The following is a 12,787-nucleotide window of genomic DNA, read 5'->3' as shown; positions in this document are numbered from 1 at the left end:
GTACCTTAAATATTATTATCGCGGTTCGATATGGCTACTTTGAATGTGATTATGCTGTGTTTCACAACTCAAAAATAATTAACGTAATAATTAACATAATAATTAACATATTCATTACATATCTAGAATAGAAAATTATTCATCATTGATCTATGGTCTAAATGGACTTATATTTGTTATTTTAAGACACATCCATCACACATTATGCCAATTCGTAACATTACTAGTGTACAAATCATTATTGCCTATGGCGGTGAGCTGGGTATTGATGTGGACCTTTTACTGCAAGGCTCGGGGCTGGTGAGCTCTCAACTAACCGCTCACGACGAGCAGATTGAAGACAAACAAGAGTTGCATGTACTTAAAAATTTAATGATGAATTCCACCAGCCCATTTAAGGTAGGAATGGAATTGGGCAGCCGTTATCACCTCACCAGTTATGGCATCATGGGTTATGCCTTGTTAGCGAGCAGCACCCCTAGAAAAGCGATTGAATTAGGTTTACGTTTTTTAGATTTAACCTATGTCTATTCAAAAATTGAGTTAATAGAGATTGGTCAGGATTTATCTCTTAGATTTTCATGTGATATTGCTGGTGAATTAGGAATACTTACTTTAGCTAGGGACATGATGGGCGCTGCTATGATCCAAAGAGAAGTGTTTGAAAGTGGCTATTTACCTATAAACTTACAATTCACTTCATCTCAACCACCGGACTTATCGCTAGATGCTCTGCAGAAATTATTGGGGGCTGAAATTCAATTTGGAGCAAATTATAATGGCATTACTTGGGTAGCCAAGCAGATGGATCTCCCCTTGATAAAAGCGAATGCTGCAACCGCTAAAATATGTGAACAACAATGCAGTCAGTTACTGCAGCAAAAACAAAATTGGAAACCCATAGAGAAGCAGGTTAAAGACACTTTACTGCACCTCGGCTTAACCTCGTCTATGCAACATATAGCAGATTATTTATCCCGAACGACTCGCACATTACATCGCCAACTAAAACAAGAGCAAACCAGTTGGCGACAAGTACGTGATGAGGTGCGCATAGGCATAGCAGAAGAGCTATTATCAAACCCAATGAAATTGGATGAAATTGCCGAGCGACTTGGCTTTAGTGATGGGGCTAATTTTAGCCACAGCTTTAAGCGCTGCAGAAATATAACGCCAAGCCAGCACCGAAAGCAGTCAAAGAATAATTAAAAAGCACACAGCACTTGGGACCTTATTTTAAAATATAGAAGTGCCTTTATTATCAACTTCATTCTAACAAATGCGAAAAATCAGTAAGGAAAGAAGTGAATTCATAGCTATTACCCATTCCATCCTCGCAACCTAGTTTTAGAAATATTGAAGGACGCATAACTAGTCACTGATTACATGGCCTTATTCTATTATTTATCTAATCCAAACGGGTTATCTATATTATTGCTCGGCTCGGTAAACCAGCGTGGTCCAGAGTCTGTCATATAAAAATGGTCCTCTAAACGAATGCCAAACTCATCAGGTACCACCAACATGGGTTCGTTACTAAAACACATACCTGTGGCAAGGGGGGTTTTATTACCACCAACTAGATATGGCCATTCATGAATGTCTAAACCAATACCATGGCCAGTGCGATGCGGACAACCTGGTGTTTGATATTCTGGTCCTAGACCTTGTGATGCTAAGTAACCACGAGCCGCATCATCCACAACTTCACAAGGCACGCCAATTTTCGCAGCATTAAAGGCAGCAAGTTGTGCATGTTTTTCAATATCCCAAAATTCCCTCTGCCTAGTTGTTGGCTCACCAAACACATAACTACGGGTAATATCCGATAAATAATCGTGTACTTTACAGCCCGTATCTATTAATACCATATCACCTTTTTTTAGTACTTGAGCATCTTTCACACCATGGGGGAAAGAGGTGGCGACCCCAAATAACACAATACAAAAATAGTTACCTGGCGCACCCACTTTTTGGTGCGCACGTTTAATAAATGCTTCTACTTCTGTGGTGCTTATGCCAGCATAAAGCATACTGGCCGTAGCTTGATGTACAGCCAGGGTCATGTTCATTGCAGCTTGCATTAATGCTATTTCGTTTTCTGATTTGTGCATTCTACAATGGGCTGTAACGGCTTGTGCGTTGATCAGGTTTAAGCCCGTTTGGGCTTTATTGATACCGTCGAATATAAAGAACTGCGCGCTTTCATCGATACCAATAGTGGCGGTATCAGCTATTTTTAATTGTTTTAATACCTCTACAAATAAGCTGTACGGGTTTTGGTGTTCTTGCCATCCGTGTATTGGCCCGTCTATAACCTTAAAGCCATTTAGGCTGCCTATTTCAAAATAGGGCGCTATGTATTGCACAATACCAAAGGCAGGTAATATAGCGCCAACCAGGCGCTCACTTGCATACCATTTCATGCCTGTGAAGTATGTAAGATTAGTACCAGCATTTAGATACACAACATCAATATTGTTGGCTTGCATATACTCTTGGGCATTAGCAATGCGCGTGAAGTATTCTTCAGGCTGAATAGGAACAAGCGTTTTGGTCATATCGCTTAATGAGGCTAAAGCTTGCTCTGGTGTTTGGGTGCCTATACCAATGGTCATCATTTTATCCTTTTAGATACTCACAAATTACGTAATCGAGTATCGTTTTTCGTGCTGATTAAGCAACATAATATCACCCCTTTGTGCAAGTTAGGCTGTAAAGAGCGTAATAACGTTTTCTGTAACCTTCAATTAGTAATGACGGTATTATTTTTATGTGTTGAGCCCACCTCAAATATTAATCGACAACTGTGGAGCATCATTATGCCTAAGCACTTTTACAAAAATATCAAACTTTATGTTGACCAAGAAATTACGTTTGCGAAGAAAGCGAGAAAAGTGAGAAAACAGGGCAACGTGAGTGTTGAGTTTTAACATTTAGAAAATACCCATGTTCTTGGACAGGCATCCACTTTTTTACACACCAAAGTGCATTTTTTGATGTTGTTCTGGGCTGTTAGGCAGGTCAATATTAAAAAAGGTTTAGATCAAGTAATGCGTATAGTTGGCGCAGCAACAAAAACCACCATTAGTTTTATCCCTTCTGGTAATAGTGAGGGAACTAACATTAGCCCTTTTAAGGTATTAGCTGTGACACCTAAACTCGCAACCATTCTTGCTAAGGCTAACGGGCAAACACCTACTGACTAGCTCAGAGCTAACCACAATCCTACACCTATCAACAAGGTGCCAGAAATACCGTTCATCCAACGTATATTATTGCCTTTATTAAGTAGGGTTTTTAATCCCTTGCCCCCTGTGGCATAAATCAACATACAGATAAACTCGCTAAACATAATAATACCCACCAGCGCCAAAAGCTGAAACGTAATAGGTTGAGTTGCATCGATAAAAGGTGGCAAAATTGACAGCATAAACGCCCACCCTTTTGGGTTAGCGATGGCGGTGACAAATCCTTGTGATATTAGGGCATAACGATTAAGTGCTAAGTCCATCTCTGAACTAAGGGACAGATGCGTTCCCGACCGGTACATTTTGCACCCTAAATACATTAGATACAGTCCGCCTATCCACTTAAACCATGTGAACACTGTCGGGTAATTCAGCATAATTGTAGCTGCGCCCATCACTGCCGAAACAGCAACTAAGGCTACACCGAATACTTCGCCTAGCATCATCCACAACGTTCGGCGCAAGCCAATTTTTAGTCCTAATGTCATGGCCAGCGTCATACACATACCGGGTGTAATGGAGATAAAAAACATAGTGGGGATAAATACGGCTAGAGTAGCGAAGGTAGGCATAAATGCTTATTAAGTTTAAATCTAGCGGCATCTTACGGAACAACAGATATTTTTGGAACTGAATAAAATATTGGTTTTATATCGTTTTAACGGCAACTAACTCTGTTGGTGTTCGCTCCACTTGATAACGTGGGGATCAAATCCCTTATCCAAAGTAGGTTTAACGATATTAAAATAAGGAGATATATCAAAATCTCTAGGTACAAATAAAGTGTGATGGCGAATTTGTAAGACTTCGTTGTAATGCGCTTTATTATAAGAATGTTTGGTCTTATCAAAAAAGATATCTGGCAATATAGGATAACGAATTGACTGGAATGTCTGGGCAATGAACGAGCTGCAAATAGCTCGGGTTGGATCACCGCTCCCAAGGATAATCATTTTTCTGCGCCAACGAATCGGCACTGGTGGCGTTTGAACCAGATAACGCATTAAATCAAACACATTCTTCATATCGTACTGATATCCAACTTGAGCCAAAGCGAACCCAATAGCATTATCTATTTCTTCATCATTCAACCCTACTGGACGACAGATTCTAGTATCTAAGTGTTCATAATGACTCAGAGATACTGTCCTTATACCATCGAGAACATCGGCTTCGACTAAGGTGACATTGTCACAATTAGGGACTGTACTCTTGCTATCATCGGCGATGCATAAAGCAGCATGAGACCATGTGGATTGAGTAAGGAATTTAATTGCTGTGCTGATCCTACTTGAGCCATCAACTAACAATACATCGCCCACCCTTATTGTGGAGGCCAACAATTCTGGTTTGCAGGTTGATGGTTGAATAAACCCGCTCGGTTTATCCAAATACGCAGCTAACCCACGGCCAATTTTATTCAATAAACTCATTCAACATTCAGTCCTGTGCAAGTATTTCTAATAATTCAATTTCAAGTAACTAATTAGAAGTTTCCGAGCTGAAATTGCTGATACAACGTTTGCCGTCGACTTCCATGGTTTACAGACTGGTATCTCTACACAGATCTTTTGATATCGTGAATTGAGTTAATACTATATTACCATCTTGATAAAACCGCTCCTAGTTAGTACTAAAACTTTGCCCGTAAGTCTGTTGTATGCCCTGTTCCTTTGTAACATCTCATAGCGGAAAAGACGACAAAGATGGATGCTAAGATTACCTTTTAGCTCGCTCATTTTTGTTAAAAATGTATACAGCACGCTTTTTTTTATTCACCATAAGCAACATCGCAAATGGCCTAGCCATTATTAGGAGATTATTATGCCAACACTCCACGGGGTGTCTGCTTCACCTTATGTTAGAAAAGTACAAGCTGTGTTGAATACCAAAAGTATCCATTACACCATTAATCCGATCATACCATTTGGCGAAAAAAGTGAACTGTTATCACTTAATCCTTTAGGTAAAATTCCTGTATATCAGAATGATGAAGTGACATTGGGCGACTCGTCTGTTATTTGTGCTTACCTGGAAAAGAATCACCCAGATACGCCACTTTATCCAACAGATGCAACTGAGTATGCCAATGCGCTTTGGTTAGAGAAATATGCTGACACTCATTTAACACCTTCCCTAGGCACAATTTTTTTTCAACGAGTGCTTAATCCTAAAATGTTTGGAACCCCAACTGATGAAGAAGCGGTGGCGAAAGTGGTCAACGGCGATGCGCCAATCATCTTCGATTATCTAGAAACACAGCTTGGTAACAATGCTTATTTTGTTGCTAATACCTTAAGCATCGCAGATTTTGCTATTGCGTCACCTTTTGTTAATGCTGCTGCAGGTGGCTTGAAAGTGGATGGTGCTCGCTGGCCGAATCTTGCAGCGTTCGTATCTCAAATGTTCGCTAACCCTACTTTTAATGAAAAAATCTTACTTTAATTTTTATAATCATTTAAATGCGAAGGTAAAAGATAAACCGACTCGCGTAGCTACACCCATACTAGATCGGTTTTGCTTCCCAAAAGATAAGCAACGAAAACGAATAGGTTAATAATTTAGATGCAGCTGCCATGCTTTAAATCCATTAAATGATGCGATTTTCTGTGAAATACAGCAATTATCTTCAAACTCCTTCAATAAACCGCATTCCTCCGCAGTTCCATTCACCCCCACACTCCATACAGCTCCATTCAAATATCTGCAATTAACTGCATTTAGCTTCATTACGATACATTTCAATGCACTTAGCTGCAATATTCTAAACATTAGCATTCATGCTGCTTGTTCAAATTCCAATGGACCTTAATCTCTAACAGCTGATGTTGTTTGGTAAGGAGGACAGAATAGCTTCTTAAACTGCCCTTAAGCTTTTTTAAGCTGACCATCGCAATCCAAAAACGCACAACACTTTATTTAAGTGTGTTGGCTTACATAACGATGCAATTGCTGCAAATAGTCGTTTTATCTAACCAAGCGACTTAAAATGCATTACCATTTAATCAATTGATTTTAATGATATTAAGGACTATTTCTATTATCTGGTTTTGATTAAACTAAACAACTTTTTACAAAACATTCAGTTTCTCATTTAAATGCGAAGATAAAAGATAAACCGACTCGCGTAGCTACACCCATACTAAATCGGTTTTGTTTCCCAAAAGGTAAGCGACGAAAACGAATAGATCAATAATCTAGATGCATCTGCCATGCTTTAAATCCATAAAATGATGCGATATTCTTTGAAATACAGCAATTATCTTCAAAATCCTTCAATAAACCGTATTCTTCCGCAGTTCCATTCAACCTCCCACACTCCATACAGTTCTATTCAAATTTATGCAATTAACTTCATTTAACTGCATTTAGCTGCATTTAACTGCATTTAACTGCATTTAACTGCATTACGATATATTTCGATGTGTTTAGGTGCAACACTCTAAACATTAGTATTCATGCTGCTTGTTCAAATTCAAATGAACCGTAGTTTGTAACAGCTGATGTTGTTTGGTCAGGAGGGCGGAATAGTCACTAGAACTGCCATAGGCTTTTTTAAGCCCACCATCGCAATTCAAAAACACACAACACTTTCTTTAAATGTGTTGGCTTACATAACGATGTAATTGCTGCAAATAGTCATTTTGAGTCGCATTATCCAACCAAGCGACCTTAAATGCATTGCCGACCAGAGTCACTATCTGGTTTTGATTAAACTTCCCTTCTTTTTGCAACTCAATCAGGTTCTCATTTAAATAAGCCCTAAAATAGGCAGGATCGTCTGAATTGATGGTGACTAACATGTCTTTTTTAAGCATTTTATGAATTTCATCTGAGGTAAGTGATTGCACCACAAATTGATTGGACACTGGGCACACAGTCAGTCCTAACTTTTTGTGCTTGATAAGCTCACACAATACTTCACACTCTAGTGAGTTGATCCCATGATCGATACGATCAACCTGAATATCGCTAACACATTGTTTAATATGCATCAGACTATTTTGCTGATTAACATCACAGTGCATTGTGAGCTTTAACCCCATTGCTTTTGCTTCTGAAAATACCTCAGCAAACTTTACTGGAGGGTTGTTCCTCTCATCAGAATCAAGCCCCACCCCGACCAACCAATTGCGATAAGGCTTGGCTAACACTAAATGTTGCATGGCAGACTCCGCACTCATCTCTCGCAAAAAACACATAATAAGCTGGCTTTTAATACCCATTTTTTTTTCTGCATTTACTTGAGCTTGATGGATACCGGTTATCACGGTATCAAAGCTGATCCCTCTGGAGGTATGTGCTTGTGGGTCAAAGAATAGCTCTGCATATAAGGTTTCTTGGCTTCTGGCTTTGGTCAAGTATGCGAAGGTCAATTGGTAGAAATCATCCTCTTCCACCAGCACATTCATGCCTGCATAATAAATATTTAAGAATGATGGCAAGTCATGAAAGTCATAGGCAGCCACTAAGGCCTCTGGTGTTTTGTAGGCCAACTCAGCCCCATTTTTTTTGGCAAGTTGAAAGCTTAGTTCTGGTTCGAGTGTCCCTTCAAGGTGAACATGTAGTTCTGCCTTAGGCATTTTCTCAATAAAATGTTGCATATCATATTTACTCACTATTGATTACGTATGAATAAACTAAGCAACTTTGGTACCCATTAGCTTAGCCCCTATTTTACTTATGCTAACAAGCAAAATATGTGTGATGTTACGAGTCAAAATCACGATTAGAGGTAAAAATGCACTTTTAAGGGGCAATATATTTGAAGTGAAGTGAACGATTCAATACCCTAGTACTTACAACCGCTGATTAATTCCTTTCGAAACTAAGAAAAGGTCCATTAAAAGAAATGCTTGTTGGATAGAAAGTGGAATGTAAGTTAACTCGAAAACATAAGAAACATGGTTTTTACTCACTTTGCGATGTTTCTTATAAGTATTTAAATTAAATACTCACTCGCTTATAAGGACGATATTCTGGCATCCAGAAATTGCGCTCAATACGCTCTTCTAATATTTCATCTGATACTTCTAAAGCCAGATTTTGCTGCATGGCTATTTTTGCTACATCAAAGGCAATTTTTCTACTCAATTGAGCTATTTCGCACAATGCGGGGAGTAACTCACCTTGCCCCGTTGCAGCAAGAGGGGAAGCTTCGGCCAGAGCGGCGCTGGCTGCCATTAACATCTCGTCGCTGATTAAACTGGCTTTTGCTACAATGACGCCTAAACCAATACCAGGAAAGATATAACTATTATTACACTGAGCAATGGGATAAATTTTATTTTTATATTTAACCGGTTTAAAAGGGCTGCCCGTTGCAACAATAACCTTACCATCCGTCCATTCTATAACCTGATGTGGTGTTGCCTCAACTTGCCGAGAAGGGTTACTTAAAGGAAAAATAATCGGCAATTCACAATGTTTTTTCATACTACGGATAACTTGTTCCGTAAACAGCCCCGCCTGACCCGACACACCGATTAAAATATCCGGCTGTGCACAATTAACCACATCCAGCAATGACGCAAATTCACCACTAAATGACCATTCTTTAATGGCATCTTGAGACTGAACAAGACGTTGTTGGAAATCTCGCAATTCTTGCATACCTTCGGTCAGCAAACCAAATCGATCTACCATAAATACCTGGCCCCGGGCTTGTGTATCTGAAATACCTTCTTTGCACATTTGTTGAATAATTTGCTCTGCAATACCACACCCTGCGGATCCTGCACCAACAAAAGCCACTTTTTGTTCAGACAAATTGGTATTTTTACTTTTACAAGCGGCCAATATAGTACCCACTGCGACTGCAGCGGTGCCTTGAATGTCATCATTGAAGCAGCAAATTTTGTCTCGATAACGTTCTAGTAAAGGCATCGCATTAGGCTGAGCAAAATCCTCAAATTGCAGCATAGCTTCAGGCCATCGTCGATTAATAGCTTTGATGAACATAGCTACAAACGCATCATACTCTGCTTGACCGATGCGTTTGTGTCGCGCCCCCATGTACATAGGGTCGGCTAACAATTTTTCGTTGTTAGTCCCTACATCTAGCATAACGGGTAAGGTATAAGCAGGACTAATACCGCCACAGGCAGTGTACAAAGATAACTTACCAATCGGAATACCCATTCCGCCAATCCCTTGGTCGCCCAAACCTAAAATACGTTCGCCATCGGTCACAACAATAACTTTCACCTTACGCTTAGTGGCATTGCGTAAAATATCATCCATTTGATGACGTTCAGAATAGGAGATAAACAATCCACGAGAACTGCGGTAAATGTCTGAAAACTGCTCACAGGCATCACCCACTGTAGGGGTATAAATAATGGGCATCATCTCATCGATATGCTCTTTAATTAATCGGTAATATAAAGTTTCGTTATTATCTTGAATAGCTCGCAAATAGATATGTTTGTTCATTGGCTCATCAAAACTAGAGTACTGCATATAAGCTCTTTCTACTTGTTCTTTGATGGTCTCATAACGGGGCGGGATAAGACCGGTTAAATTGAACGTAATACGTTCATCAGAACTAAATGCGCTACCTTTATTCAGTAAAGGTGTTTCTAGTAATGAGGGGCCAGAATGAGGAATGTACAGCGCACTTTTTGTAGCTGAATTTGCCATTAACGTATTGTCCTGTTTGTTCGTATTATTATTTCAATTATCACTAACAACGGAGGCCAGTGATGGGGTAGTGTTATTTTAAAATATATCTTCAATCTGGTTTTTACTTTGCTCACCTCGCTCAGCAGGTTCAATAATTTGTTCATCTGCAACAAAAGTTTGAGGCTCGGTACCTTGAGTAAAGTATTCAAACATAGATGTTGTATCGGTTCTATTAGTAAGTTTACCGGTGCCCTTATCTATACGCACTGTGAGCAGATCTGTAGGCATAGGTAACAAATGCTCCGGTTTACCCTCTAATGCATGTTGCATAAACCTAATCCAAGCGGGTTGTGCAGCATGCGCCCCTGATTCACTTCCCACTAAGGCATTACCCATATAATTATATGTTTTTGGGTTTTTATTGATCAAATTCTGATTGGGCATACTGCGACCCAAGCGACGATTGTTATCATCAAACCCTACCCATGCAGTGGCGACTAAGTCTGGTGTAAACCCACTAAACCATGTATCACGCACATCGTTGGTAGTCCCGGTTTTACCCGCGATGTCACTCCGACGGTTCATCAGCACTGCCGCACGCCATCCTGTGCCACGATTATCCCAATTACCATTAATTTGCACAGCAGAACGCATCATTTCTGCGACTAAAAATGCATTTTCTGCACTGATCACTCTTGGAGCGGAGAGAACATTTTTGACTGGCTCATCAACTTGTTGTGTTACACCAAACTCTGCGGCTAGAAGTGCTTCAATATCTTCGGCCTCAGCATTGGTTTGGTTTGTTTGAGTTTCTGCAACACAAGGATCACAAGCGGTTTTTGGGTTCGCTTCCCACAATATGTCACCTATCTCGTTTTCTATGCGTTGAATAAAATAAGGTTGAATTAAAAATCCGCCATTGGCAATGACCGCCATTGCAGTTGCCACTTCCAGTGGTGTGTGGGAGCCAGAACCTAATGATAATGTTTCATCTACAGGAATATCATCTTTATTAAAACCAAAACGGGTGAGGTATTCTGCTACATTTTCCAGTCCTACAGCTCTTAACAAACGCACCGATACCACATTTTTTGATTTGGTTAACGCCACACGCATACGGATCGGGCCATCGTACTCGGCGGGTGAATTTTCTGGACGCCAGGCATTCCCTGAACCAGATTGCCATTGTGTGATGGGTGCGTCGTTTATCACACTTGCCAAAGTGTAACCATTTTCTAGCGAAGCTGAATAAATAAAAGGTTTGATGTTTGAGCCCACTTGTCTTTTGGCTTGAGTCGCGCGGTTAAATTGACTTTGATAAAAACTATACCCACCAACTACAGCTTGTGCGGCACCATCTTTAGGATCAAGAGCAACAAAAGCACCACTCGCCTGAGGGTATTGAGTAAGTTGCCAATGCAAATCATCTTCTCTTTGACGGATTAAAATCAATGCCCCAGCTTGCAATATATCGCTGGCGATTTTAGGCTCTGGCCCTTGTTTGGCATCATTGATAAAAGGTCTCGCCCAATCTAAGCCATCCCAATCAATAATGCTGTATTTTCCTTGCTGATTGAAAATAATGATGTCGTTTTCATTCACTTTAACAACGATAGCGGGATGCATTGATTCGAAGGTTTGTAGTTCTTGCAGATAACTTAACATTTGTTCTTCAGGCCAAGGTTCTGAGTTGTTTAATTCAGATATTGTTTGTTCTGAAAGCAGCTCATCTTTATCTTTGACTAAATCTACTGACCAAAGTTGTTTGACTACCCCATGGTATCCATGACGTTCATCGTAATCATGTAAATTTCTGCGCACAGCTTGTTGTGCAGTAGCTTGCAAATCAGAGGAAACAGTAGAATAAATTTGATAGCCACCAGTTTCAGCCTCATCTTTACCGTACAACGCAATCATTTCATTATAAATAATATCTGCTAAGTAAGGCGCATCTAAATCTATTTCGGCGCCATACTTTTGTGCGGTGACAGGCGCATTAACAGCTTGCTCAAATTGATCTTGATTGATGTATTTTTCATCCAACATACGAAGCAAAACAATACGTCTTCTCACCACGGAGCGCTCTGGGCGACTAATAGGATTGAGTACCGATGGTGCTTGAGGTAACCCTGCAATAGTGGCAATTTGGGCTAATGTCAGTTCATTGAGTGACTTGCCATAATAGACTTGCGCTGCCGCACCAAAACCGAAAGCTCGGTGGCCTAATTCTACCTTATTTAAATACAACTCTAAAATTTCTTGTTTGCTTAATAGTTGTTCCATATGCCACGCTAAAATGATTTCACGTATTTTACGGATGTATTTTTTTTCGCGGGTCAAGAAAAAGTCTCGGGCCATTTGCATAGTTAGGGTACTTCCACCCTGCCCTTTTTCACCGGTGATAACTAAATTAACTAATGCACGCAACATGCCGATAGGATCTATGCCAGGGTGTTCATAAAACCTGCTATCTTCGGTGGCGATAACTGCTTGTTTTAACTGTTCCGGAATTTGCTCAAGGGTAAGTGGGATGCGGCGTTTCACCCCATATTGGGAGATAAGTTTGCCATCTTTGGTAAAAATGCGCATCGGCGTTTGTAATCGAACGTCTTTGAGAACGTCGACGCTAGGCAAGTCAGATTTGATATAGATATAGGTACCTATCAATATAGTAATACCAACTACAAATGTGACAGAAATAGCTATTAATGAGGATTTAAGTAGTTTCACGGATAAATAATACCAAGGCAAAGTCTAATAAATGTTCTACATTTTATACCTATGTACAGTTATTAGAACCATAAATAACAAAAAATTACGCAATAATGATGCAGTAAATTATTCCTATGTAAATGGATGTCTAAAATTGAAAAAATTATTTGGCGCTAAAGTACAAAAAATGATTGGCCTAG

General features: G+C 39.9%; 8 protein-coding genes and 1 pseudogene. 3 read left to right on the top strand and 6 right to left on the bottom strand.

What is annotated here, in order from left to right; genetic code table 11:
• Positions 1-204 precede the first annotated feature (204 nt).
• Entirely contained in the window at positions 205-1,209 is a 1,005-nt protein-coding gene (locus Q0Y52_RS18635; protein ID WP_297824035.1) for an AraC family transcriptional regulator, read from the top strand.
• Positions 1,210-1,400: 191 nt separating this feature from the next.
• Here the strand turns inward: Q0Y52_RS18635 and Q0Y52_RS18630 are convergent, their stop codons facing one another.
• Positions 1,401-2,621, bottom strand: coding sequence for a Xaa-Pro peptidase family protein (locus Q0Y52_RS18630; protein WP_297824034.1), 1,221 nt, complete (start codon positions 2,619-2,621; stop codon positions 1,401-1,403).
• A 324-nt stretch (positions 2,622-2,945) separates the two neighbouring features.
• On the opposite strand from Q0Y52_RS18630, the pseudogene Q0Y52_RS18625 reads away from it, so the two are divergent.
• Positions 2,946-3,209 (top strand): annotated as a pseudogene (locus Q0Y52_RS18625) (DUF3703 domain-containing protein); the annotation flags it as partial.
• On the opposite strand, the gene Q0Y52_RS18620 reads toward Q0Y52_RS18625, so the two are convergent.
• On the bottom strand, positions 3,206-3,823 hold the full coding sequence (locus tag Q0Y52_RS18620; protein ID WP_297824033.1) for a LysE family translocator: 618 nt from the start codon (positions 3,821-3,823) through the stop codon (positions 3,206-3,208). The pseudogene Q0Y52_RS18625 and the gene Q0Y52_RS18620 overlap by 4 nt on opposite strands.
• A gap of 96 nt (positions 3,824-3,919) precedes the next feature.
• A complete protein-coding gene (locus Q0Y52_RS18615; protein ID WP_297824032.1) occupies positions 3,920-4,684 on the bottom strand; it encodes a YiiX/YebB-like N1pC/P60 family cysteine hydrolase in 765 nt (254 codons plus the stop codon).
• Positions 4,685-5,075: 391 nt separating this feature from the next.
• On the opposite strand from Q0Y52_RS18615, the gene Q0Y52_RS18610 reads away from it, so the two are divergent.
• Complete coding sequence (locus Q0Y52_RS18610) at positions 5,076-5,696, top strand: glutathione S-transferase family protein (RefSeq protein ID WP_297824031.1); 621 nt, start codon at positions 5,076-5,078, stop codon at positions 5,694-5,696.
• A gap of 1,151 nt (positions 5,697-6,847) precedes the next feature.
• On the opposite strand, the gene add is transcribed toward Q0Y52_RS18610, so the two are convergent.
• From add to Q0Y52_RS18595, 3 genes are all read right to left on the bottom strand, one after another.
• Positions 6,848-7,855: an adenosine deaminase gene (gene add / locus Q0Y52_RS18605; protein ID WP_297824030.1), complete on the bottom strand. Its 1,008-nt coding sequence runs from the start codon at positions 7,853-7,855 to the stop codon at positions 6,848-6,850.
• Positions 7,856-8,198: 343 nt separating this feature from the next.
• A complete protein-coding gene (locus Q0Y52_RS18600) occupies positions 8,199-9,893 on the bottom strand; it encodes an NAD-dependent malic enzyme (RefSeq protein ID WP_297824029.1) in 1,695 nt (564 codons plus the stop codon).
• A 78-nt stretch (positions 9,894-9,971) separates the two neighbouring features.
• The gene (locus tag Q0Y52_RS18595; RefSeq protein WP_297824028.1) at positions 9,972-12,605 is read right to left on the bottom strand and encodes a penicillin-binding protein 1A; all 2,634 of its coding nucleotides are present in this window, start codon (positions 12,603-12,605) and stop codon (positions 9,972-9,974) included.
• Between the last annotated feature and the right edge of the window lie 182 nt (positions 12,606-12,787).

The sequence above is a fragment of the uncultured Paraglaciecola sp. genome, assembly GCF_943787955.1.
Lineage (GTDB): Bacteria > Pseudomonadota > Gammaproteobacteria > Enterobacterales > Alteromonadaceae > Paraglaciecola.
The sequence above is the reverse complement of the archived record's forward strand: the minus strand, read 5'-3'. Positions and strand labels throughout refer to the sequence as shown.

What these genes read in the sequence shown, in the direction of transcription:
- Q0Y52_RS18635 (WP_297824035.1), top strand. Translation starts at nt 205, where the DNA reads ATGCCAATTCGTAACATTACTAGTGTACAAATCATTATTGCCTATGGC.
- Q0Y52_RS18630 (WP_297824034.1), bottom strand. Translation starts at nt 2,621, where the DNA reads ATGATGACCATTGGTATAGGCACCCAAACACCAGAGCAAGCTTTAGCC.
- Q0Y52_RS18620 (WP_297824033.1), bottom strand. Translation starts at nt 3,823, where the DNA reads ATGCCTACCTTCGCTACTCTAGCCGTATTTATCCCCACTATGTTTTTT.
- Q0Y52_RS18615 (WP_297824032.1), bottom strand. Translation starts at nt 4,684, where the DNA reads ATGAGTTTATTGAATAAAATTGGCCGTGGGTTAGCTGCGTATTTGGAT.
- Q0Y52_RS18610 (WP_297824031.1), top strand. Translation starts at nt 5,076, where the DNA reads ATGCCAACACTCCACGGGGTGTCTGCTTCACCTTATGTTAGAAAAGTA.
- add (WP_297824030.1), bottom strand. Translation starts at nt 7,855, where the DNA reads ATGCAACATTTTATTGAGAAAATGCCTAAGGCAGAACTACATGTTCAC.
- Q0Y52_RS18600 (WP_297824029.1), bottom strand. Translation starts at nt 9,893, where the DNA reads ATGGCAAATTCAGCTACAAAAAGTGCGCTGTACATTCCTCATTCTGGC.